25 protein-coding genes are annotated in these 22,860 nt (G+C 61.5%); 18 read left to right on the plus strand and 7 right to left on the minus strand.

Annotation, left to right across the window (positions count from 1 at the left end; genetic code table 11):
* The first annotated feature begins 31 nt into the window (after window positions 1-31).
* Complete coding sequence (locus ACRTG1_RS14565) at window positions 32-901, plus strand: ParB/RepB/Spo0J family partition protein (protein WP_206545579.1); 870 nt, start codon at window positions 32-34, stop codon at window positions 899-901.
* Between the two features lie 157 nt (window positions 902-1,058).
* Here ACRTG1_RS14565 and holA read toward each other — a convergent pair whose 3' ends face one another.
* Entirely contained in the window at window positions 1,059-2,099 is a 1,041-nt protein-coding gene (gene holA, locus ACRTG1_RS14570) for a DNA polymerase III subunit delta (protein WP_432516465.1), read from the minus strand.
* A gap of 467 nt (window positions 2,100-2,566) precedes the next feature.
* Between holA and ACRTG1_RS14575 the strand changes: the two genes are divergently transcribed.
* The 6 genes from ACRTG1_RS14575 to ACRTG1_RS14600 all read left to right on the plus strand — a co-directional run bounded on the left by ACRTG1_RS14575 (window position 2,567) and on the right by ACRTG1_RS14600 (window position 9,445).
* Window positions 2,567-3,355: a cyclase family protein gene (locus tag ACRTG1_RS14575; protein ID WP_206553299.1), complete on the plus strand. Its 789-nt coding sequence runs from the start codon at window positions 2,567-2,569 to the stop codon at window positions 3,353-3,355.
* A 13-nt stretch (window positions 3,356-3,368) separates the two neighbouring features.
* Window positions 3,369-3,812 carry a hypothetical protein gene (locus tag ACRTG1_RS14580; RefSeq protein WP_432516466.1) on the plus strand — a complete coding sequence of 148 codons (444 nt, stop codon included), beginning with the start codon at window positions 3,369-3,371 and terminating at the stop codon, window positions 3,810-3,812.
* The gene (locus tag ACRTG1_RS14585; protein ID WP_206545583.1) at window positions 3,812-4,294 is read left to right on the plus strand and encodes a MarR family winged helix-turn-helix transcriptional regulator; all 483 of its coding nucleotides are present in this window, start codon (window positions 3,812-3,814) and stop codon (window positions 4,292-4,294) included. Before ACRTG1_RS14580 ends, ACRTG1_RS14585 begins: the two co-directional genes overlap by 1 nt.
* A gap of 53 nt (window positions 4,295-4,347) precedes the next feature.
* Window positions 4,348-6,501: an indolepyruvate ferredoxin oxidoreductase subunit alpha gene (locus tag ACRTG1_RS14590; RefSeq protein WP_206545584.1), complete on the plus strand. Its 2,154-nt coding sequence runs from the start codon at window positions 4,348-4,350 to the stop codon at window positions 6,499-6,501.
* A gap of 5 nt (window positions 6,502-6,506) precedes the next feature.
* Complete coding sequence (locus ACRTG1_RS14595; RefSeq protein WP_432516467.1) at window positions 6,507-8,048, plus strand: indolepyruvate oxidoreductase subunit beta family protein; 1,542 nt, start codon at window positions 6,507-6,509, stop codon at window positions 8,046-8,048.
* Window positions 8,049-8,221: 173 nt separating this feature from the next.
* Entirely contained in the window at window positions 8,222-9,445 is a 1,224-nt protein-coding gene (locus ACRTG1_RS14600) for an argininosuccinate synthase (RefSeq protein ID WP_113153605.1), read from the plus strand.
* Between the two features lie 171 nt (window positions 9,446-9,616).
* Here ACRTG1_RS14600 and ACRTG1_RS14605 read toward each other — a convergent pair whose 3' ends face one another.
* Window positions 9,617-10,432, minus strand: coding sequence for a lytic murein transglycosylase (locus tag ACRTG1_RS14605; protein ID WP_297563582.1), 816 nt, complete (start codon window positions 10,430-10,432; stop codon window positions 9,617-9,619).
* 202 nt (window positions 10,433-10,634) lie between these two features.
* Between ACRTG1_RS14605 and ACRTG1_RS14610 the strand changes: the two genes are divergently transcribed.
* The 9 genes from ACRTG1_RS14610 to rpsP all read left to right on the plus strand — a co-directional run bounded on the left by ACRTG1_RS14610 (window position 10,635) and on the right by rpsP (window position 17,127).
* A complete protein-coding gene (locus ACRTG1_RS14610) occupies window positions 10,635-10,982 on the plus strand; it encodes a hypothetical protein (RefSeq protein WP_206545586.1) in 348 nt (115 codons plus the stop codon).
* Between the two features lie 164 nt (window positions 10,983-11,146).
* On the plus strand, window positions 11,147-11,521 hold the full coding sequence (locus ACRTG1_RS14615; protein WP_206545587.1) for a hypothetical protein: 375 nt from the start codon (window positions 11,147-11,149) through the stop codon (window positions 11,519-11,521).
* Between the two features lie 203 nt (window positions 11,522-11,724).
* The gene (locus tag ACRTG1_RS14620) at window positions 11,725-12,066 is read left to right on the plus strand and encodes a hypothetical protein (RefSeq protein ID WP_206545588.1); all 342 of its coding nucleotides are present in this window, start codon (window positions 11,725-11,727) and stop codon (window positions 12,064-12,066) included.
* Window positions 12,067-12,334: 268 nt separating this feature from the next.
* The gene (locus tag ACRTG1_RS14625; protein ID WP_206545589.1) at window positions 12,335-12,958 is read left to right on the plus strand and encodes a DUF1236 domain-containing protein; all 624 of its coding nucleotides are present in this window, start codon (window positions 12,335-12,337) and stop codon (window positions 12,956-12,958) included.
* A gap of 618 nt (window positions 12,959-13,576) precedes the next feature.
* Window positions 13,577-13,969, plus strand: a complete 393-nt coding sequence (locus ACRTG1_RS14630; protein ID WP_432516468.1) for a hypothetical protein — start codon at window positions 13,577-13,579, stop codon at window positions 13,967-13,969.
* A gap of 293 nt (window positions 13,970-14,262) precedes the next feature.
* Window positions 14,263-15,849, plus strand: coding sequence for a signal recognition particle protein (gene ffh / locus ACRTG1_RS14635; protein ID WP_432516469.1), 1,587 nt, complete (start codon window positions 14,263-14,265; stop codon window positions 15,847-15,849).
* Window positions 15,850-15,858: 9 nt separating this feature from the next.
* Complete coding sequence (locus ACRTG1_RS14640; protein ID WP_162742215.1) at window positions 15,859-16,191, plus strand: chorismate mutase; 333 nt, start codon at window positions 15,859-15,861, stop codon at window positions 16,189-16,191.
* A gap of 2 nt (window positions 16,192-16,193) precedes the next feature.
* On the plus strand, window positions 16,194-16,697 hold the full coding sequence (locus tag ACRTG1_RS14645) for a GNAT family N-acetyltransferase (RefSeq protein ID WP_206553292.1): 504 nt from the start codon (window positions 16,194-16,196) through the stop codon (window positions 16,695-16,697).
* A 25-nt stretch (window positions 16,698-16,722) separates the two neighbouring features.
* Window positions 16,723-17,127, plus strand: a complete 405-nt coding sequence (rpsP, locus tag ACRTG1_RS14650; RefSeq protein ID WP_113153595.1) for a 30S ribosomal protein S16 — start codon at window positions 16,723-16,725, stop codon at window positions 17,125-17,127.
* Between the two features lie 312 nt (window positions 17,128-17,439).
* Here the strand turns inward: rpsP and ACRTG1_RS14655 are convergent, their stop codons facing one another.
* The 4 genes from ACRTG1_RS14655 to leuD form a co-directional block, all read right to left on the minus strand.
* Window positions 17,440-18,474: an aspartate-semialdehyde dehydrogenase gene (locus ACRTG1_RS14655; protein ID WP_206545593.1), complete on the minus strand. Its 1,035-nt coding sequence runs from the start codon at window positions 18,472-18,474 to the stop codon at window positions 17,440-17,442.
* A gap of 366 nt (window positions 18,475-18,840) precedes the next feature.
* Window positions 18,841-19,950: a 3-isopropylmalate dehydrogenase gene (gene leuB / locus ACRTG1_RS14660; protein ID WP_432516470.1), complete on the minus strand. Its 1,110-nt coding sequence runs from the start codon at window positions 19,948-19,950 to the stop codon at window positions 18,841-18,843.
* A 35-nt stretch (window positions 19,951-19,985) separates the two neighbouring features.
* A complete protein-coding gene (locus ACRTG1_RS14665; RefSeq protein WP_206548068.1) occupies window positions 19,986-20,444 on the minus strand; it encodes a RidA family protein in 459 nt (152 codons plus the stop codon).
* A complete protein-coding gene (leuD, locus tag ACRTG1_RS14670; RefSeq protein ID WP_113153591.1) occupies window positions 20,435-21,040 on the minus strand; it encodes a 3-isopropylmalate dehydratase small subunit in 606 nt (201 codons plus the stop codon). The genes ACRTG1_RS14665 and leuD overlap by 10 nt, the downstream gene beginning before the upstream one ends.
* A 115-nt stretch (window positions 21,041-21,155) precedes the next feature.
* Between leuD and ACRTG1_RS14675 the strand changes: the two genes are divergently transcribed.
* Both ACRTG1_RS14675 and ACRTG1_RS14680 read left to right on the plus strand, forming a co-directional pair.
* Window positions 21,156-22,061: an HpcH/HpaI aldolase/citrate lyase family protein gene (locus tag ACRTG1_RS14675; RefSeq protein ID WP_432516471.1), complete on the plus strand. Its 906-nt coding sequence runs from the start codon at window positions 21,156-21,158 to the stop codon at window positions 22,059-22,061.
* Window positions 22,058-22,264: a DUF1737 domain-containing protein gene (locus tag ACRTG1_RS14680; protein WP_206545596.1), complete on the plus strand. Its 207-nt coding sequence runs from the start codon at window positions 22,058-22,060 to the stop codon at window positions 22,262-22,264. Before ACRTG1_RS14675 ends, ACRTG1_RS14680 begins: the two co-directional genes overlap by 4 nt.
* A gap of 25 nt (window positions 22,265-22,289) precedes the next feature.
* On the opposite strand, the gene ACRTG1_RS14685 is transcribed toward ACRTG1_RS14680, so the two are convergent.
* A complete protein-coding gene (locus tag ACRTG1_RS14685; protein ID WP_113153588.1) occupies window positions 22,290-22,712 on the minus strand; it encodes a metallopeptidase family protein in 423 nt (140 codons plus the stop codon).
* Window positions 22,713-22,860 lie beyond the last annotated feature (148 nt).

The following is a 22,860-nucleotide window of genomic DNA, read 5'->3' on the forward strand; positions in this document are numbered from 1 at the left end:
AAACGAGTTTTGTGGCTGATGGTGTTTTGACATGAACGAAGATCCTTCACGCAAGCGTCTGGGGCGCGGTCTGGCCGCTCTGATCGGGGAGATGGACAAGCCGGATACCGAGCAGAAGGAAGCGGTGCGCGCGGATCGCTCCGTGCCAATCGAGTTCATTTCGCCAAACCCGCGCAACCCCCGCCGGCTCTTTGCCGAGGGTGATCTGGGTGATCTCGCCCAGTCGATCCGTGAGCATGGCATCGTGCAGCCTGTGGTGGTTCGTTCCGGCGATGCGCCGGGCCGGTTTGAGATCATTGCGGGTGAACGCCGCTGGCGCGCCGCACAGCGGGCAGGTCTGACCGAGGTTCCGGTCATCCTGCGCGAGGTGGATGACAAGGCCGCGCTAGAGCTGGCCATCATCGAGAACGTGCAGCGCGCGGACCTGAACGCGATCGAAGAGGCGCGTGGCTATCAGCAGCTGATCGATGAGCACAGCTATACGCAGGCGGATCTCGGCCAGGTGATCGGCAAGAGCCGCAGCCATGTGGCGAACACGCTTCGTCTGCTCAAACTGCCGGAAGCCGTGGCGGATCTCATTGTCGATGGATCGCTGTCCGCTGGCCATGCGCGTACGCTGGTAACGGCGCAGGACCCGGTTGCGCTTGCTCTGCGTATCATTGAGGACGGGCTTTCCGTCCGCCAGGCAGAGGCTCTGGCCGCAGCGCCGGCGGAGGAAGGCAAGGCCGAGCGTGAGCCGAAGAAGGAAAAGGACGCGGACACGCTGGCCCTCCAGAAGCTTCTGAGCGATCAGACAGGGCTCAAGGTCGTGATCAATCACAAGCAGCGTGGCGGCGAAATGCGGATTGCCTATCGCTCGCTGGAACAGCTCGACGAGCTTTGCCGTCTCCTGAAGCAGTAGCCAAGGGCCTGTTTGCAGAACTGGATTGCCGTGCGTCCATGAGGACGCAGGAGGGCTGATCCGCGCTATTGGTGAGCATCGGCATGACCCGAGACCGGGGTTCGGTTGCCGGTCTTCTGCTCTGGAAATACCAATGATTTGAGTGATATGCGGCCGGTTAGCGCCGACCGCGCGCGCCTTCGACCGTGAGGGCGAGAAGGGCCTGTCGCGCCAGAGGAACGGCAAGGGTTGGCTTTTGCCGTGTGCGCAGGATGGCTGCCTGCAGGCGGTCGGCGGCGTTCTTCAATGCGGTGCTGTTCCAGCGGCCAAGCGCTGTCTCCACCGTCTTGCGACGCGAGAAGAAGACCGGCGGTCTTGCGCCGGCAACGGCGGAACTGGCCGAGACGCCCTGGCTGTCCATTGCCTGACGCATGATCTGCAGGGCGTGCACCTGCCGCAATGTGGCGGAGAGCACGAGGAAGGGCGGGTTTCCAGCGGCAACAAAGCGCCGGAAGGCGCTGTCGAACGCCTGAAAGCGCCCGGAAATGATCGCATCAACCGCTTCATCCGTACTCAGTCCGGCCACGTCGCCGATGAGTGAGCGTATGTCTTCCGGCGTGACTTCCGTTGCACCCTTGCAGTAAAGCGCAAGCTTCTCCAGTTCACCACGGGTGGCGAGCCGGTCTCCGCCGAGATTGGCTTTGAGGAGCTGGCGCGCTTCAAGCGAGATTTTCAGCCCCGCCGCGCCGAGCGCTTCATCAATGACGGCGTCGACGCCGCGCCCATCGTCTGCATAGCAGGGAAGGGCCATTGCACTTGCGCCGCGTTCGGCAGCCGAGCGCAGGGACGAGCCTTTTTTAAGGTCGCCGGCCTCGATCAGGATGGTGCAATCGGTCGGGGGATTGCTGTTCAGCGCGGTGACGTCGGCCACAAATGCCTTGTGATTGCCTGCGCCCCTCACCCAGATCAGGCGTTGATCGGAGAACATGGGAACCGTCTGCGCCTCATCGGCAAGCCGGCCCGGCTGCTGCTCCACTTCGCTGGCTTCAAGGCGCACGACGGTGAAGGGATCGTCCAGCGGCAATCCCGTTCCGGTCGCATAACGCTTCGCCCGTTCGCTGACCAGGCCACGATCGGGCCCGTAGATCAGGACGATACGGTAGGTCTGCTCGGGGCGAGCAAGCCAGCGGTCGACTTCATGCGCTTTCTTCTGTGCCATGTCGGCTGAATATCACAGCAAGGCCGGCCGGGCACCCAGAGAAAGTTGAAAGACGCAGATTGCTCACCGTCCAGTTTGTGTGTGCCGCGCGGAGAAGCCTGGCAGTGCTGGTTGAAGAGATAACCGACGGAGAATTCCAGTATGGGTGGCGTGTCGCGAACCGGATCTGCGAAGGGGCAGGGCGTGTTTCCCGACCCAATTCAGATGCATGTTTCATGTGAAACCATGCTCGGCTGAAGCAGGCTTCTCCGAAGAGGCTGATTTCGGGCCTTGATCGTCTTTCTGACTGCGAATCAGCTTTGAAGATGCGTGTCATCACATGCATTTGTGCTTTTGATGCAGGACGCTCGCCCATTTCAAGGGTTTCTTCGGCCTCAAGATATTTGCAAATGCATTCTTTTTGGTCTAGGTCAGAAGAGAGCACAGGGAGGATGTCTGTGCTCTTACATATCTCTGGGAGGAGAAACATGAGCAAGTCCGTCATTGGTGAGCTTGCGAGCCAATTGCTTTCCGGCGAGGTGGAGGTCGTTGACCTGGCCGCCGTACTTGGCCCGAAAACCCCGCTTCTGAAGCTTCCGCCAGAGCTTGCGGTCGATACGCCCAAAATCGAGATCCACAAGATCTCGGCCTATGATGACAATGGCCCCTGGTGGGCATGGAACTGGCTGAAACTCGGCGAGCATTCGGGCACGCATTTTGATGCACCGACCCACTGGATCACCGGGCGGGATCATCCCAATGCAACAACGGACACGATTGAACCGCAGAATTTTGTTGCGCCGGTCAATGTCATCGACTGTTCCGCCGAGGCCGCGGAGAACAATGATTTCCTGCTGACGGTGGATCACATCAAGGCATGGGAAGCCGAGCACGGCGACATTCGCCCCGGTGAGTGGGTGGTGCTGCGCAGCGACTGGTACAAGCGCAACGGCTCGGAAGAGGCGTTTCTCAATGCGGACGAGACTGGCCCGCATTCGCCGGGCCCGACTGCAGAAGCCATCGAATATCTTCTTGAGAAGGGGATTGTTGGCTGGGGCAGCGAGACCATCGGAACCGATGCCGGGCAGGCCGGTGGCATGGAGCCGCCATTTCCCGCGCACAATCTGCTTCACAAGGCAAACCGCTATGGGCTGGCCAGCCTTGCCAATCTCGACAGGCTTCCGCCCAAGGGGGCGATCCTGATCGCCGCGCCGCTCAAGATCGAGCGGGGCACCGGCAGCCCGTGCCGTGTTCTGGCGCTGGTCTCCAGGAACTGAACCGGAGCTTCCAATGGCCGGACCCGAAACACTCATCCATGGCAGCGGCCCTGCGGGGCTCGAAGTGGCCGTCCATCCGTGCCGCGCCTCGGTGTCGCGCCGCCGTTCTACGGCGCGCTGCCATGTGACGGGTGATAAGGCTGGAAAGCCGAAGGGTCCGACCAACGGGGAATGGACAGACGCGCAGCGCGAGGCCTATGCAGGCCGCGTTGAAGCAATTTCGAACCGGCATATCGGCAGTTCATCAAACACGATCATCGACTACGGCGCATCTGTGCTGGCACATCTCAAAGCGATGGGCTCCTTTGCAGTCCGTTCTCCGTCCTCTCGGTGGCGGGGGCTTCTCGGGCCTGATCGTGATCGGCGGATATCCATTGGCGGGTCCACCCGGCAGGGCGCGGGGCTGAGCGGCAAACCGGCTGGCGGTTCGGAGCATCTGTTGGCGGAGAAGCTCTGATGGACGAACGGCAGGACGGCAAGACCCCGAGGATCGCAACGCTGGGCCAGATGGGGCTTCAGCACTTTGCGCCCTATTTGATGAACCGGATCATGGGGCGATACAACGCGACGCTGCGCCATGATTTACGGGAGCAGGGGCTGACCGTTCCGCAGGCGCGCGCACTGGCGGTTCTGATGGTTGGCGACGGGATGTCGATCAACGAATTGTCGGTCTACACCGTCATCGAACAGTCGACCATGAGCCGGACGCTCGACGCGCTTGAAACGCAGGGGCTGGTGCGGCGCGAAGCCTGTCAGGATGACAGCCGCACGCGACACATCTTTCTGACCGACAAGGGGCGTGAGGAGTTCAACCGTGCATGGCCGGCCATGCATGACGCCTTTGCCGAGATGTTCAACGACATCGAGGAGGCGGAGTATTCCGCCTTCATCGCCACGCTTCAGAAAATACTGGGCAACATCCGACAACACGATTTCTAGCAGATTGCGCTTGAGGGCGATCAGCCCCGGCGCATGAGACGGGAGAATGCACCATGGCAGAACGTTCGTTCGTGAAGGAGGTTCAGAAGCTTCGCCTCGGGGCCGGTGAGACCTTTCACGGCGAGGGCATTCTGGCCATCACCAAGGCGCTCCTGCAGTGTGGCGTGGGTTATGTCGGTGGCTATCAGGGCGCGCCGATCAGCCATTTGATGGACGTGCTTGCCGACGCGCAGGACATTCTGGGCGAGCTTGGCGTGCATTTCGAGGCAAGTGCCTCCGAGGCGACGGCGACCGCCATGCTGGCGGCTTCGGTTCACTATCCCATTCGCGGTGCATGCACCTTTAAATCGTCGGTCGGCCTGAACGTCGCCTCCGATGCGCTTGCCAACCTCGCCTCCGGCGGCGTGACGGGCGGTGCGCTGATCATCGTCGGTGAGGACTATGGCGAAGGCTCCTCGATCATGCAGGAGCGCAGCCATCCCTTCGCCATGAAAAGCCAGGTCTGGCTGCTCGACCCGCGGCCCAACCTGCCGTCCATCGTGAAGGCGGTGGAAGACGGGTTCGAGCTTTCCGAGGCGTCCAACACACCGGTCATGCTGATGGTGCGCATCCGCAGCTGCCATGTGACCGGCAGTTTCGAGACCAAGGAAAACAAACGGCCCGGGATGACCGTGGCCGACGCGCTGGAGAACCCGCGCCGCGACACCAACCGCATCGTGCTGCCGCCGGCCTCCTTCCTGCATGAGAAGGAGAAGGTGGAAAAGCGCATGCCGGCGGCGGTCGATTTCATCCGCTCGCGCAGGATCAACGAGTTCTTCGGTCCCGACCGGGGCAAGGCCGGGATCATCCTGCAGGGCGGCATGTACAACAGCGTCATCCGCGCGCTGCAGCGCATCGGTCTTGCCGATGTCTACGGCGAAACGGATGTGCCGCTCTATGTACTTAATGCGGTTTATCCGCTGATCGACGATGAAGTGATCGACTTCTGCGCCGACAAGGATTCGATCCTGATCGTGGAGGAGGGGCAGCCCAACTATCTCGAGCAGGCGATTGCCTCGCTGATGCACAAGAAGGGGCTCGACACGCGCATCCTCGGCAAGGACATTCTGCCGATGGCCGGCGAATACACCGGGCAGGTGATGCTGGACGGCATCAGCGCCTATCTGCGCGCCAACGCGCCGGAGCTGCTGGCCGCGCAGGTGCTGGCGCCCAATGCGTCGGGCGAGAACACGCTGGCGGCGGATCTCGCCAAGGTGGTGCCGGGGCGTCCGCCGGGCTTCTGCACCGGCTGCCCGGAACGGCCGATCTTCGCCGCGACGAAGCTGATCGAAAAGGAACTCGGACCGCACCACATCTCGTCGGATATCGGCTGCCATCTGTTTTCGATCATGCCGCCCTTCGAGCTGGGGGCGACGACCATGGGCTATGGTCTCGGTCCGGCCTCCGCCTCGGCCTTCAATTCGCCTGACGCCAAGCGCCGCTCCATCTCCTTCGTGGGCGATGGTGGCTTCTGGCACAACGGTCTGACCTCCTCCATTGGCAATGCCGTGTTCAACCAGAATGACGGCGTGATCGTTGTGGTGGACAATTTCTATTCGGCGGCCACGGGCGGGCAGGACGTGCTTTCCTCGCGCGCCGACAATCCCACCAAGTCGACCCAGCATCCGATCACCGATGCCGTGAAGGGCATGGGCGTGAAATGGGTTCGGCATATCGATCGCACCTATGACGTGACCAAGGTGCGCGCCGCGCTGCGCGAGGCGCTGACGACGGAGGAGAAGGGACCGAAGGTTATCGTCGCGTCGTCCGAATGCATGCTCAACAGGCAGCGTCGCGAAAAGCCGCAGACCGCCAAGGCGATCTCCGGCGGCGAGCGGGTGGTGAAGCCGCGCTTCGGCGTGGACGAGGATGTGTGTACCGGCGATCACGCCTGCATGCGGCTGTCGGGCTGTCCGTCGCTCTCGGTCAAGAAGCTGGATGACCCGCTGCGAGATGATCCGGTGGCGTCCATTGACCACACCTGTGTCGGTTGCGGCAATTGCGGCGAGGTGGCCGACGCGGCGGTGCTGTGTCCCTCCTTCTACCGCGCCGATGTGGTGCACAATCCCGGCTCGTGGGACCGGTTTGCCGACAGGCTGCGTCGCCGCGTGACGGGCTTCCTGCAAACACGCCGTGAGAAGCGGCGTCTGACATTCGGAGAGGCTTGAGACCCATGGCCAAACGGATGAAAGCAAACGAAGACCAGAAGATCATCAAGCTCGCCATTCTCGCCGTTGGCGGGCAGGGCGGCGGTGTGCTGACCAATTGGATCACCGATGTTGCCGAGCGCAACGGATATCTCGCCCAGGCAACCTCCGTTGCCGGCGTGGCCCAGCGCACCGGCGCGACGATCTACTATGTCGAGATGTGTCCCGACACCGGCCGCCGTCCGGTCTTTTCGCTGGCTCCGGCGCAGGGCGACATCGACATCCTGATTGCCGCCGAGCTGATGGAGGCGGGCCGTGCTGTGATGCGCGGTTTCGTGACGCCCGACCGCACGACGCTGATCGCCTCGGCGCACCGCATCGCTGCCGTGTCGGAGAAGATCGAGCCGGGTGACGGCCGCGCAGACTCGCCCACCGTTCACAAAAATGCGCGTGAGGCGGCCAGCCGCTACATCTGCTTCGACATGGAAAAGGTGGCGGTCGAGACTGGGTCGGTGATCTCGTCGAGCCTGTTCGGCGCGCTGGCCGGTTCCGGCGCATTGCCGTTTGCGCGCGAGAGCTATGAAGAGACCATCGAGGCTTCCGGACGCGGTGTGAAGGCCAGCCTCGCAGCTTTCGGCAAGGCGTTCGAGCGCACGGTTGCCGGTGAAGATGCTTCTGCGTCTGTTCAGGATGCGCCGCCGGCCGGGCAGGGGATCGCCGTTGCCGGGCCGGAGCGGCTGGTTGTCGCGTGGAACGCGCTGGCAGTGCGCGCCGATGCCTATCCCGAACCGATGAGGGCGATGGCGCTCGCCGGGCTGCGCAAGGTGGTCGACTATCAGGATCTCGCCTATGGCGCTGAGTATCTGGACAGGCTCGATCAGGCGCTGGCGCTGGACAGTGCCGGGAAGGACCACGCGCTGGGCGAGGCCGCTGCAAAGCATGTGGCGAACGCCATGTGCTATGACGACATTTTGCGCGTGGCGGATCTGAAGACGCGCACGGCGCGGGCTGAGCGCATCCGAAAGGAAATGAAGGTCGGCGAGGCCAATGTGCTGCAGGTGACCGAGTTCTTCCATCCGCGCGTCGAAGAGTTCTGCGGCACGCTGCCCACGGGGCTGGGGCGTTTCATCGAAAACCGGCCGGGTCTTTCGAAATGGGTCGACCGTCGCATCAATCGCGGCCGGCGCATCCGCACCGACAGCCTGTTCGGCTTCGGGGCGCTGTGGGTGATTGGAACGCTGCGGCCCTGGCGTCGGTCGCTCCTGCGCCATCAGGTCGAGAAGGAGCATCTGGACCGCTGGTATGCGCTGGCGCTTGATACGGCGCGACGTGATTATGGGCTGGCGGTGGAGATTCTCAACTGCCGCAGGCTCATCAAGGGCTATAGCGACACGCATGTGCGCGGGCATTCCAAGTTCGACCGGGTTCTGTCCGGATTGACGCTTCTGGAGGGCCGTGAGGACGCGGCCGACTGGCTGCGCCGGCTGCGTGAAGCGGCGCTCAAGGACGAAAAGGGCGAGATGCTGGATGGCGCGCTGAAAACGGTGGCGACGCTGGAAGCGGCCTGAGGATTGCGCGGGAATGAGTATCGGGAGGCCATGCCGGTGACGGTGTGGCCTCTCTCATTTGCGGGGTCTGGCCTTGCCCGCGCCGTCATTCCTGATATTAGTCGCCTCGACCCTGGAGGCTCCGAAGTGCGGAGCCGGCCGGCCATGCCGAACTTCTCTTACCGGGAAAGACCATGACGAAACTCAAAGACGTTAAAAAGGTCGTGCTTGCCTATTCGGGCGGTCTCGACACCTCGATCATCCTCAAATGGCTCCAGACCGAACTGGGCGCCGAAGTGGTGACCTTCACCGCCGATCTCGGCCAGGGCGACGAGCTGGAGCCGGCGCGCAGAAAAGCCGAGATGATGGGGATCAAGGAGATCTACATCGAGGATCTCCGCGAGGAGTTCGTGCGCGACTTCGTGTTCCCGATGTTCCGCGCCAATGCGGTCTATGAAGGCATCTACCTGCTGGGCACCTCCATTGCCCGCCCGCTGATCTCCAAGCGGCTGGTCGAGATCGCTGCCGAGACCGGCGCTGACGCCGTTGCGCATGGCGCGACCGGCAAGGGCAACGATCAGGTGCGCTTCGAGCTTTCGGCCTATGCGCTGAACCCCGACATCAAGGTGATCGCGCCGTGGCGTGACTGGACCTACAAGTCCCGCACCGACCTGCTCGAGTTCGCCCAGGCGCACCAGATCCCGGTGCCGAAGGACAAGCAGGGCGAGGCTCCGTTCTCCGTTGACGCGAACCTTCTGCACTCCTCCTCCGAGGGCAAGGTGCTTGAAGATCCGTGGGTCGAGCCGCCGGAATATGTTCACCAGCGCAGCGTTTCGCCGATGGATGCGCCGGACGAGCCGACCGAGATCACCATCTCCTTCAAGGCGGGCGACGCCGTTGCCATCAATGGCGAGGCAATGTCGCCGGCAACGCTGCTGCAGGCGCTGAACGATCTGGGCCGCGACAATGGCATTGGCCGCATCGATCTGGTCGAGAACCGCTTCGTTGGCATGAAGTCGCGCGGCGTTTATGAAACGCCGGGCGGCACGATCCTGCTTGCCGCGCACCGCGCGATGGAGTCGCTGACGCTTGATCGTGGCGCTGCCCACCTCAAGGACGAGCTGATGCCGCGTTATGCAGAGCTCATCTACAACGGTCTCTGGTTCTCGCCGGAGCGCGAGATGCTGCAGGCGGCCATCGACAAGAGCCAGGAAGACGTGGAAGGCGAAGTGCGCCTGAAGCTCTACAAGGGCAATGTCATCGTGACCGGCCGCAAGTCCGACAAGTCGCTCTATTCCGATGCGCTGGTGACCTTCGAGGACGACCAGGGCGCATACGACCAGAAGGACGCTGCAGGCTTCATCAAGCTCAACGCACTGCGCCTGCGCACGCTGGCAGCCCGCAAGCGCGGCAGCTGATCAGCCGGGCGCAACGCCTGATAAAGAAAAAGCCGGCAGTGATGCCGGCTTTTTTTGTGCGCTGAGCTGGGAGACTGATTTGGGCGCCTGCCGGCCCTTCGCTATGGCTTCGGGCGTTCGTCGCTCAAAAAGCCAAATCATTGGCTTTTTGTCCGCTACGCGGAACGCTTCTCACCCATCGATTTCCTTGGCCATGATGGCGATGGCCTGCTGGTAGACGCTTGCTGCGTTCCAGCCCTGAATGGCGCGGAAGTTCGGCTGTCCCGGCTGGTAGCCGGCGCCGCGCTGCCAGCCATGGGCGCGCAGGAAGTTTGCGGTCGAGGCGAGGGCGTCGGCCTGCGAACGGATCATGTCGACCCGGCCGTTTCCGTCACCGTCCACGCCGTATTTCAGCGCGTTGCCGGGAAGGAACTGTGTCTGGCCGATCTCGCCATGGGCAGCGCCTTTGGCATTGGGATCGAGCATGCCGCGATCCACCATGGTGAGCGCGCCATAGAGATGGCCGGTGAAGAACTCCGAACGGCGGCAGTCATAGGCGAGCGTGGCCACGGCAGAGACGATGTTCTGATTGCCGAGGAAGCCGCCAAAGCCGGTTTCCATGCCCCAGATGGCGATCAGCGGGCCGGCGGGTACGCCGTAACGCTGCTCGATATTGGCGAAGAGACGCGCATATTTCTTCTTCATGCCCTTGCCACGGGAAACGATGGCGTTCGAGCCGCGCTTCTGCATGAAGGATTTGAGGGTGAGCTTGAAGCTCTTCTGACCGCGGTCGGCGGCGATGGTCTTGGTGGCGTAACGCGTGTTTGCCAGTGCGTTCAGGCCGCGCTGCCCGATACCACGGGAGGCTGCTTCGCGGCTGAACTGAGCCTTCCAGTTCTCGAAGCCGCCGGCATTGTTTCCGCATTGAGCAGCGGAGGCATGTCCCGCCGTGAGAAGTGAGGCACAAAACGAAGCGGCCAGCAGAGCCGCTCTTCCCGCGAAAGCCATATCGCTCTCCTTAAAATTAAAGATGGCTATATAAAGTGATGTTGCCAGCGATTACACAACGCTGCACCGGCCGCAACCGCCAGTTTCTATAGCATGGCGGTCATTACCGAACCCTTTCCGGCGGAATTACGGCAGATCTGCGCGATTGCACAAGTTTTCAATTCATTGTTTAGTTGGCTAATTAACCAGCAGGAGAGAACCGATGAATGGCAAGTTTGCAAATTCCGCAGTGATTGCATTTTCGCTCTTTGGTTTGTCCGCAAGTCTGATGACTGGGGCGCAGGCTGAAGGTGGAACCAAACTGGACCTTTTGAAGACCGGGGTGCTTCCGCTGCCTGTTGACACTGCCCAGGCGGAGCTGAGCCAGACGGTGCTGAAAGACGTGCCGGACCTCTTCAAGGACCCGGCTTCCATGACGGAAGAGCTTGGCATGCAAGCCGCTACGGTGACATCCAGTCTCGAGAAGCAGTGGGGTCCCTGCCAGTATCTGCCGGGGCCTCTCGGATCATTCTGCACCCGGCTCTTCGCGCCACCCGGCGCGGTCTACTAAACCGGGTTTTGTGGCTCTGGACCTTGTTCAGCACTTGCAGGCCGTCATCGCGACGGCCTGCTTCATGTCTGCGCACATATCCGACGACGACATGGTTGCACTGCGTCGAAAGACGGAAGTGTCCGCGCCAGCGTCTGGGTGACTGGGATGGAGGAGGAAAGACAATGTTTCTGAAAGCTGCCGCCAGTATCGCGCTACTGCTTGTACTTCATGGCGGTTTCACCGTCACAATGCTTCCCCCGGATGACGGGAGGCGGATTGCATCAATGCAGCAACAGACAGGCCAGATGCCGTTGGGGTTGCCTTTCCATATGCCAAAGGGGGATCGGGAGCTGTTTGCTCGACAGCGTGCAGATGTTTCACTTGAAGAGGCCTATCGTCATTGTGAGTGGCTGATGCCTCAATTGTTCGGATGGTGCGAACGACGGATCGCCAAGATGAAGAAGCGGGCTGTCAAGTCCCTGATACGCAGATCAACCGGCGTACTGGATGTCCTGCGCCGGAGCACTGTCCGTCAGGCGATATACGCCGCTATATAAAGATGCATCCGCTCCCGGTAAAATAATATATGAAAAACAAAGTGATGCATGCTCTCGCATGATTTCGGGAGCGGCGAAATCGGTTCATTTCAGCGCATTAGGCGCGCGCATTGAACCTTCCTGGTCCGCCCTGTCCAATAACGACGTTGCCTTCACCATATAAGTAACATTTAGCTGGCTAATTGTTATGAAGGAGAAGATCAATGATACGGATAGCTCCCTTCCTGGGCGTCTTCGCAGTTGCATTCATCTGGATGTCCGCAGGTTCCGGCGTCGCGCAGACCAAGGCGCGAAAGCATCACGACGAGGAGGCGCATCCCCTGATAAAGGAAATGGCTCCGCAGAAAATAGCGGACGTCACCAAAGAGATGGACGGGAAGTCCCTCTCTCCCGGTGGCGTTGACCTCATCGTTCAGTCACGCTCGCTTACAGAAGGCCTCGAGTTCGAGCGCAAGGAGCCCCTGGATGACACGTTCATGTGTCAGTGGCTTTTGGGAACCTTCAACAAGAGATGTCGCAGATCGAGTGTGATGCCGTTCTTCTGAGGCGCGGCTGTCTTGGCGCTCGTCACAAATGACAACGCACTCAGGCCACTGCACTGGTGGCCTGCTTCATTAAACGGGCAATCATGAACGTTCGCCAGATAAAGTGATGAACGCTGCAGAGTTCATCTGCCCGGGAAGATAAGTACAGTATTTCAGTAGGTTGCACGCACGCTCATTGATTTCGCTGTCCAAGTGCCAGCGCAAATTGCGGAACTTCTCATCGTCATTGCCGTTTGCAGCCCCAGTCGAAACGGATTGGAGACAAGCCATGACGAAACTGCTTCTCAAGAGTGCAACCGCAGCGGCAGCGCTGTTCGCCGTTGTGGGCATCGCCAACGCGGAGATGCTTGCAAGGGCGACAGCGGATCTGAACATCAGGTCCGGGCCCGGCCCGCACTATCCGGTTGTTGGCGTGATCGGCGTCAATGAGGACGCTTCCATCAATGGATGCAGGGAAGGCAGCAAATGGTGCGCTGTTTCCCATGCCGGCATCAATGGCTGGGCGTATTCGGACTATCTGACCGCGCCCTTCGGTGGCGGCGATGACTATGTGGTCGTAACGGAACGTCCGGCCGATGCGCTGCCGCCCGTATCCTACGAGGTCACCTCAAGCGTCGAGGCGGAAGTTGTGCGCGGCGAACTGATTGGCCGCAAGACGGCGCTCGGAACGATCGAGCCGATCTCTGCGCCTCCGGTGGAGGTCAGAACCTATGTGGAGACCAATACCGTCGAGCCGGTCTATCTGGACGGTGAGGTGGTGGTCGGCGCGGCTCTGCCGGAAACCGTCGAGGTGCGGGAAATCCCCGACTATGACTACCGGTATGTCTATGTAAATGAGCAACCGGTTCTGGTGGAGCCCGAAACACGTCGTATCGTCTACGTGCTCCGCTAAGAGAGCCTCACAATCGTAGAAGCGTCAGACGCGGCGACAGTTCAAGGCCGGTCTGGACCCGTTCCAGGATGATCATGAGGAGCCGCGATGGACAGTGTCCGTCGCGGCTTTTTTTTGCGTCATGTTGAAAACAGATGCGCTTGAGGATAGATAATCCATATTATATAATTAGTCGACTAATAATAAGGGGAATTTCAAATGTTTACGTATGAGCCGAAATCAAATGTGGGCGCGATGTTTGCCCTGACGGCGCTTGCCTATGCGGTATTTGCATTTGACGGGGCTGCGGCCGCCGAGCAGCAGGGAGATGCGGGGCCTGCCATCATTGAGCCTGTAGGCGAAGAGGTTGTGCCTCGGAAACACGAAAGTGTGGCGAGCTTTTGCGAAGGCGTTCATTCGGCGCGCATATCGCCATGTATCGAGCCTGAACGCGGCAGCGCTGCCGGAGTGCGCAGGACGGTATCCAAGGCTGTTGTGTGGACGTTGGCGCGGGTTTCGCGGTCTTTCTGCCGGCATCATGCAAGCCGGCTAATGGACATGTGCGTGGCTGGCTCTGATCAGCACATCACGGCGATGCGCTAGCGTACGGCGCCAGAGGGCGGGAACCGGAGGCCTCAAGTGAGAACAGAGCAGACAGGTTTTGCAGTGACGGCGGCTGTCTGGCTGCTGGTCACGGGCGGCATCATCGTTGGTGTTGTATCCCCGGTTTGGGCAGGTCGGCACTTCCATGGTGGTGTGCGGATTGCAGCCAGCGAGAGCAGCTACATGGTGCCGACAGCGTGCCAGGATCAGGGTACAGATTGTCCGCCGGGTACGGCCACGCAAACCAATGCTGAAGACTTCAGCCTTCGCACGGCATCGACATGGGGTCTCATGTGGGTGGTCACGCGTGTTTATCCCAGCGTGTGCCAGGAGGTCCCCACCCGTATGCTGGGTGTGTGCAGCAAGGATGTGCGCGAGGCGGAGATGGACCGGCGTGGCCTGTCCGCCGCTCAGAGGCGGCGGCTGTGACCGGCTTTCTGTCGCCCGCATGAAATTGCGGGCGGCGCTGCGTTCCTGACACGCGCACTTCTTGACTCTTGGCGCGTTTTCCTGTCTACAGGCTTGGAATTTCCGCGACGAGTGACAACTCCGAGCAGCCGACCAGGGCGCCTTTCAGCGGAAAGTGACGATCCTGGAGGTCAACACCCGGCAGCGCGATGCGCCCCCGGGTGCTTTTCGGCTTTGCTTGGCGTTTGAAGCCCGGGCGCGGATGCATTACCTCTCGCAGCACAAGCAATCGATGCGAGAAATGAGGAACGCGGATGTTTGAATCGCTTCAGGAACGCCTTGGTTCCATCCTGAACGGCCTGACCGGTCGCGGTGCGCTGTCGGAGGCGGATGTCGCTGCCGCGCTGCGCGAGGTCCGTCGTGCGCTGATCGAGGCCGATGTGGCGCTCGACGTGGTGCGTTCCTTCACTGACCGCGTGCGCGAAAAGGCTGTCGGCGCCGAAGTCCTCAAATCGATCAAGCCCGGCCAGATGGTCGTCAAGATCGTCCATGACGAGCTTATCGAGATGCTCGGCACGGAAGGCGAGACGATTGATCTCAACGCGCCGGCGCCCGTTGTCATCATGATGGTCGGTCTGCAGGGCTCTGGTAAGACCACCACGACCGGCAAGATCGCCAAGCGCCTGACCGAGAAGCAGGGCAAGAAGGTGCTGATGGCGTCGCTGGATACGCGCCGCCCCGCCGCCCAGGAACAGCTCAAGCAGATCGGCGAGCAGACCGGTGTTGCAACGCTGCCGATCATTGCCGGCCAGACGCCGGTCGAGATCGCCAAGCGCGCCACGCAGGCGGCTCGTCTCGGCGGCCACGATGTGGTGATCCTCGATACGGCAGGCCGTACGCATATCGACGAGCCGCTGATGGTCGAGATGTCGGACATCAAGAGCGCGTCGAACCCGCACGAGATCCTGCTCGTGGCCGACTCGCTCACCGGTCAGGACGCCGTCAATCTCGCCAACAACTTCAACGACCGCGTCGGCATTACCGGCCTCGTTCTGACCCGTATGGACGGTGACGGGCGTGGCGGTGCGGCGCTCTCCATGCGCGCTGTCACCGGCAAGCCGATCAAGCTGATCGGCGTTGGCGAAAAGATGGACGCGCTCGAGGAGTTCTATCCCAAGCGCATCGCCGACCGCATTCTGGGCATGGGCGATATCGTTTCGCTGGTCGAGAAGGCTGCCGAAACCATCGATGCGAAAAAAGCCGCGGCGATGGCCAAGAAGATGCAGGCCGGCAAGTTCGACCTGAACGACCTCGCCGATCAGCTGCGCCAGATGCAGAACATGGGTGGCATGGGCGGCATCATGGGCATGATGCCGGGCATGGGCAAGATGAAGGACCAGATGGCTGCCGCCGGCCTCGACGACAAGATGTTCGGTCGCCAGATCGCCATCATCCAGTCGATGACGCCGAAGGAGCGCGCCAATCCGGACCTGCTCAAGCACAGCCGCAAGAAGCGCATCGCGGCGGGTTCCGGTACGGACTCGGCGCAGATCAACAAGCTCCTGAAGATGCACCGCCAGATGGGCGACATGATGAAGGCCATGGGCGGCAAGGGCCGCAAGGGCGGCATGATGCGCGGCCTCATGGGCGGAATGGCGCAGAAGATGGGCCTTGGCGGGATGCCGGGTGGCCTTGGGGGCGGCATGGGGGGCGGCATGCCGGATCTTTCCAAGATGGACCCGAAGCAGCTCGAGGCACTGCAGAAGCAGGCCGAGGCCGCAGGGCTCGGCGGTGCTGGCGGGCTTCCCAAGGGTGGTTTGCCCAAGGGCCTTCCGGGAATGCCGGGTGGTGGTTTGCCGGGTCTGCCCGGCGGGCTGCCCGGTCTGCCGAAGAAAAAGTAGGGGGACGGGATGAGCGGCAATACGGATGCAGCGATGGCGAAGCTTCTTGAGCTTCGTGCTTCCATCGACAACATTGATGCGGCGCTGGTGCACATGCTGGCGGAGCGTTTCCGCTGCACGAAGGCCGTTGGGCATCTCAAGGCCGTTCACGATCTGCCGCCGGCTGATCCTGCGCGCGAGGAGCGCCAGATTGCGCGCCTGCGCCGTCTTGCCGACGATGCAAATCTTGACCCGGATTTCGCCGAGAAGTTCCTGAACTTCATCATTCACGAGGTGATCCGTCACCACGAGGCCATTGCCGAACAGCACGGCAATGGCGCGGCCAGGAACGGGGACGCCTGAAGATGACGCCGGTTCTCGAAAGCGAGCGCCTCATTCTGCGCGGCTGGCAGCGGGAAGACTTTCCCGCTTATGCAGCCTTTAGCGCGGATGCGAAGCGCACGCTTCATACCGGCGGACCGAAGGACGCCTTCCAGGCATGGACCGCTTTCTCGTCCATGGTCGGCGCATGGGCGCTCAATGGCTACGGCATGTTCGCCGTGCAGCCGAAAGACGCCGATGCCGTTGCTGGTTTCGTTGGTCTCTGGCATCCGCCGGCGATTGATGAGCCGGAGCTTGCCTGGAGCCTCTATGAGGGCTTCGAGGGCAAGGGTTATGCGGTGGAGGCAGCACGCCGTGTGCAGGTCTGGGCAGCCGAAGACCTGAAATTGCCGCCGCTTATGAGCTTCGTCCATCCGGACAATCTGGCCTCACAGGCCGTTGCAAGGAGACTGGGCGCTGAACCCATGTCTCCGACTGAACTGCGCGGTGAACCGCGCCTGAGATTCCGGCACGCCCTGCCGGCTTGAACGCCATTATCGAAAGGAACATCCCATGGCACTGAAAATTCGTCTGGCCCGTGCGGGCTCCAAGAAGCGCCCTTACTACCACGTCGTCATCGCCGACGTGCGCAGCCCGCGCGACGGCCGCTTCATCGAGAAGGTCGGCTCCTGGAACCCGATGCTGGCCAAGGACGGCGAGCGCGTTGTCCTGAACGAAGAGCGCATCAAGTACTGGATCGAGAACGGCGCACTGCCGACCGACCGTGTTCTGCGCTTCCTCGACCAGGCTGGCATTGCAAAGCGCGACGAGCGCAGCAACCCGAAGAAGGGTCTGCCGGGCAAGAAGGCGCAGGAGCGCATCGACGCTGCCAAGCAGGCTGAGGAAGAGGCAAAGGCTGCTGCAGCTGAAGCCGCTGCTGCTGCCGAGGCTCCGGCTGAAGAGGCTGCAAGCGAGTAAGCTTTGCATCCTTTGGGCTCTTGCAGCCCGGGAATTGAGAATGGCGGGTCGAGAGGCCCGCCATTTTTGTTTGGGGTGTGGTGTGACGCTATCCGTGATGGCGCTCGCCCCTCACCCTTACCCTCTCCCCGCTCGCGGGGAGAGGGAGGCATCCACGTTGCGGCCATCTTCCTTCTCCCCGTATACGGGGAGAAGGTGCCGGCAGGCGGATGAGGGGCGAGCGCCGGCCTCAACGAATAACCACGGCGCAAAAGAAAAAGCGGACCCAAAGGCCCGCTTTTCTCGTTCTTCCATCAAAGAACCCGCCTGAGATCAGGCAGCTTCCTTCTTCGGCTGGATCAGGCCGCGCGCCACAAGAAGCTCGGCGATCTGCACCGTGTTGAGGGCAGCGCCCTTGCGCAGATTGTCGGCGACGACCCACAGAGCCAGACCATTGTCGACCGTCGGGTCTTCACGCAGGCGGCTGATATAGGTGGCGTCTTCGCCGGCGCTCTCGTAAGGCGTCACGTAGCCGCCGTCCTCGCGCTTGTCGATGACCTGGCAGCCCGGCGCTTCGCGCAGGATCTCGCGCGCCTCGTCGGCCGTGATCGGCTTCTCGAACTCCAGGTTCACGGCTTCCGCATGACCGATGAACACGGGCACGCGCACGCAGGTGGCCGTGAGCTTGATCTTCGGGTCGAGCATCTTCTTGGTCTCGGCGACCATCTTCCACTCTTCCTTGGTAAAGCCGTCTTCCATGAAGACGTCGATATGGGGAATGCAGTTGAAGGCGATGCGTTTGGTGAACTTGTTGGTCGAGATCGGATCGGCGACGAAAACGGCGCGCGTCTGCTCGAACAGCTCGTCCATGCCTTCCTTGCCCGCGCCGGAAACCGACTGGTAGGTGGAGACGACCACGCGCTTGATCGTCGCTGCCTCATGCAGCGGCTTCAGCGCGACCACGAGCTGCGCCGTGGAGCAGTTCGGATTGGCGATGATGTTCTTCTTGGTGAAACCCTCGATCGCTTCGGGGTTCACTTCAGGAACGATCAGCGGCACGTCCTGGTCGTAGCGCCAGGCCGACGAATTGTCGATCACGACGCAGCCCTGCTTTCCGATCTTCGGAGAATACTCCTTGGAGATCGAACCGCCGGCCGACATCAGGCAGATATCGGTGTCGGAAAAGTCGTAGGACTCGAGTGCCTTAACCTTCAGCGTCTTGTCGCCGTAGGAAACCTCGGTGCCGACCGAACGGCGTGAAGCAAGCGGGACAATCTCGTCTGCCGGGAAGCCGCGCTCTTCGAGGATATTGAGCATTTCGCGACCGACATTCCCCGTGGCGCCGGCGACAGCTATCTTGAAACCCATGTGGTTTTTAACTCCTGTCTCTCTCCGCTTGGCTTTGATTTGAAGGCCTGCAGCCAGCAGGCACCTTCTCCCCGGCTAGGCCCGGGGAGAGAACGAGCAGCCGAGGCGTCAGACCGTTTTGGTCGTCGTTTTGGCTGTCGTTTTGGTAAAGCAGAGACCGACGCTGCCGTTCCCGGCTGCGTTCAAAAAACTTTGTGCAAATGGCGCTTCGTGATGCGCGCGCATGGCAAAGGGGTCTCCGTTTCCGGGCGTTGTTTTACGCTGAATCGGTCGCAAGTCAACGCAATAGCGTAAATGAACGGGCCTGAGCGGCCCGTTCGGCATTTTGTGGCCCGGCCTTCATGGGGCCATGACGGGCACAGACGATCAGGCGAGCGCCTTGTACTTGGCGACAATGGCGTCGCCCATGGCGGTGGTGCCGACTTCGGTCATGCCTTCAGACATGAGGTCACGGGTGCGCAGGCCGTCTTCCAGAACCGCAGCGATGGCCTTCTCCAGACGGTCCGCCTCTTCAACCATGTTGAAGGAGTAGCGCAGGCACATGGCGAAGGAAGCGATCATGGCGATCGGGTTTGCGATGCCCTGGCCGGCGATGTCCGGTGCGGAACCGTGCACGGGCTCGTAAAGCGCCTTGCGCGAGCCGGTCTTCTCGTCCGGCGCGCCAAGCGAAGCCGAAGGCAGCATGCCAAGCGAACCGGTGAGCATGGCGGCAACGTCAGACAGCATGTCGCCGAACAGATTGTCGGTGACGATGATGTCGAACTGCTTGGGCCAGCGCACGAGCTGCATGCCGCCGGCGTCGGCCAGCATGTGCGTCAGCTCGACGTCGGAATACTTCGCCTTGTGCGTGTTGGCGACGACCTCTTTCCAGAGCACGCCAGACTTCATGACGTTGTGCTTTTCCATGGAGCAGACCTTGTTGCTCCGGGTGCGCGCCAGCTCGAAAGCGACGCCGGAAATGCGCTCGATCTCGTAGGTGTCGTAAACCTGGGTGTCGATGCCGCGCTTCTGGCCATTGCCCAGATCGATGATCTCCTTGGGCTCGCCGAAATAAACGCCGCCGGTCAGCTCGCGCAGGATGAGGATGTCGAGGCCCTCGACAACTTCAGGCTTGAGGGAGGACGTGGCGGCCAGCGCCGGGTAGCAGATGGCCGGACGCAGATTGGCGAACAGCTCCATCTCCTTGCGCAGGCGCAGGAGACCGGCTTCCGGACGAACCTCGTAGGGAACGCCGTCCCACTTGGGACCGCCGACCGCGCCGAACAGAACGGCGTCCGCCCCCATGGCCTTGTCCATGTCGGCATCGGAGATCGACTGGCCGCACGCGTCATAGGCGCAGCCGCCCACGAGGCCTTCCTCGGTCTCGAAACCGGCATTGAAGTCGGCGTTCATCATGTCGATGAGCTTTTTGACCTCGGCCATTGCCTCTGGGCCGATGCCGTCGCCGGGGAGAAGAAGGAGTTTGCGCGTTGCCATGGAATGCCTCTCGAACTGGTAATTCGAGGGACTTGCTAATCCGCTCTGCCGGATTGCGCAAGGCTGCTGCCGTACGAAGCGGTACGGTTGCGCTTGAGGGCGGTCACCTCGATCTCGATTTTCATCTCCGGTTCGTTCAGCTCGCAGACAATCATCGTCGCTGCGGGTCGAATATCGCCGAAGGCTTCTCCGAGGATCGGAAAGACACGGGACACATAAGAGCGGCTGGTCACGTAATAATGCGCGCGCACCACATCGGCGAGCTCGAAGCCGCCCTCGGTCAGCGCTGCGCGAATGGTGGAAAGGCAGTTGCGTGTCTGCTCTTCCACACTGTCGGGCATGGCCATGCTTGCATAGTCATAGCCCGTGGTGCCGGAAACGAAGCACCAGTCTCCGTCAACGACCGCGCGGCTGTAGCCTGCGGTCTTTTCGAAGGGAGACCCCGTGGAGATGAGGCGGCGCTGGCCGCCTCTATCATCCCGGCTTACGCCCACGGATGGCTTTCCGTGTACTTGTTCTCGAAGGTCTCGATGGCCGGAGCCTTCTCCATGGTGAGGCCGATGTCGTCGAGGCCGTTCAGCAGGCAGTGCCGCTTGAAGGCGTCGATCTCGAACTTCACCACGCCGCCGTCGGGGCCGTGGATTTCCTGCGTTTCCAGGTCGACCGTCAGCGTTGCGTTGGAACCGCGCTGGGCGTCGTCCATCAGCATGTCCAGCTCTTCCTGGCTCACCTTGATGGGCAGGATGCCGTTCTTGAAGCAGTTGCTGTAGAAGATGTCGGCGAAGCTGGTGGAAATCACGCAGCGAATGCCGAAATCGAGCAGCGCCCACGGGGCATGCTCACGGCTCGAGCCGCAGCCGAAATTGTCGCCGGCAACGAGAATGCTGGCATTCCGGTAGGCAGGCTTGTTGAGCACGAAGTCCGGGTTCTCGGAACCATCTTCGTTGAAGCGCATTTCGGCGAAAAGTCCGGCGCCGAGACCGGTGCGCTTGATCGTCTTCAGATAATCCTTGGGGATGATCATGTCGGTGTCGACATTGACGATCGGCATGGGCGCGGCGACGCCCGTCAGCTTGGTGAACTTGTCCATAAATCCTGGTCCGTTGTCTGAGCGGCCATTTTATCTGCCGCACCTCCATACACAAGCCGGCTCCGCAAAGCAAAGCTCTCTTGCTTCGGATGCGGTACTGGGCCATGAAACGGGCATGCAGCACCATCCCGCACGCCTTCGCCGTTCCGTTCTCTACGCGCCCGCCAGCAATGAAAAGGCGCTGCTCAAAAGCACGTCTCTGGCCTGCGATGTGGTGATCTACGATCTCGAAGACGCGGTGGGGCCGGAGGAAAAACTGGCGGCGCGCGAGCGGCTGCGGGACTTCCTGAACGGCGGCGACCGGCCGCGCTGTGAGATCGTCGTGCGCATCAATGCGCTTTCGAGCATCTGGGGCACGGAGGACTTTCTGGCAGCCCGCGCCATGCGGCCTGACGCCATTCTTCTGCCCAAGGTCGACCGGCCACGCGACATTCTCGATGTGGACGCGATGCTGGACGAGACCGATGCGCCGCGCAGCCTGAAGCTCTGGGCGATGATCGAGACGCCGCGCGGCGTTCTCAATCTCGGGCCCATCGCAGAGCTCGGGCGCGATCCGGCAGCGCGTCTCTCCTGCCTTGTTGCCGGAACGAACGACCTGGCTAAGGAAACCGGCATCGAGCTGACCGCTGACCGGCGCTACCTGTCGCCCTTCCTGTTCCAGCTTGTCATGGCCGCGCGGGCCGGTGGCCTGTCGGTGCTTGATGGCGTCTCCAATGATTTCCGCGATCTGGAGGCGTTCGAGGCGAGCTGCCTTGAGGCGCGCTCCATGGGGTTCGATGGCAAGACGCTCATTCATCCCGCGCAGATCGGGCCGGCCAATGCGGTTTTCGCGCCCTCTTCCGAGGCGATCGCCGAAGCCGAGGCCATTGTCACGGCCTTTGCTGATCCGAAGAACGCCGGGCGCGGCGTGATTTCGCTCAATGGACGCATGGTGGAGCGCCTGCATCTGCAAATGGCGCAGACATTGCTGGCGCGCGCCGATGCGATCAGAGAGAAAGACAAAAGGGAGACGGCCCCATGAGGCTCTATCGTTTTTTGACCGGTCCGGACGATTCCAGCTTCTGCCACAAGGTGACGGCGGCGCTCAACAAGGGGTGGGTCCTGCAGGGCTCGCCCACCTATGCCTATGACGCGGAGACCAAAACGATGCGCTGCGGTCAGGCGGTCTGCAAGGAAATCGACGGTCTCGAATACACGCCGGACATGAAGCTCGGGGACTATTGATCCACGCGATCTGCGGCTGGTGTGGTCAGGCCACGGATTCTTCGATGCGCGCCATATCGTCGTCGGAAAGGCCGAAATGGTGGCCCACTTCGTGGATGAGGACGTGGTTGATGATGTCGCCCAGCGTCTCTTCGTTCTCGGCCCAGTAATCAAGGATCGCGCGTCGATAAAGCGTGATGCGGTTGGGACCTTCCCCCGTGGCCGGGTTCCAGCGTTCGGCGATGCCGCGCCCCTCAAACAGGCCAAGCAGATCGAACGGCGTTTCCAGCGCCAGATCGTCCATGATCTCTTCCGTCGGAAACTCAGCGACCTGAATGATGATCTCACCGGTCAGCTTGCGGAACTCTTCCGGGAAGTTCGCATAGGATTCTAGCGCCAGAAGCTCCATTTCCTGGAGTGACGGCGAAAGCTGGCTTTCCCATGCGCGTGTTTGATAAATGCGTGCCATTCCTTGTCCTTTGAGGCGCCATATAGCGGTTTCTGCGTCCGCTTACGAGGGCGAAAAGCGCCATGCTGTCGAGCAACGGATGGCTGAAATCAAAATTTGGCCGAAGTCTCACGCCCTGATAAAGAGCAAATGGGGCAGTGAACAGCCC

The organism is Nitratireductor sp. PBL-C9, from assembly GCF_050877045.1.
GTDB lineage: Bacteria > Pseudomonadota > Alphaproteobacteria > Rhizobiales > Rhizobiaceae > Nitratireductor > Nitratireductor aquimarinus.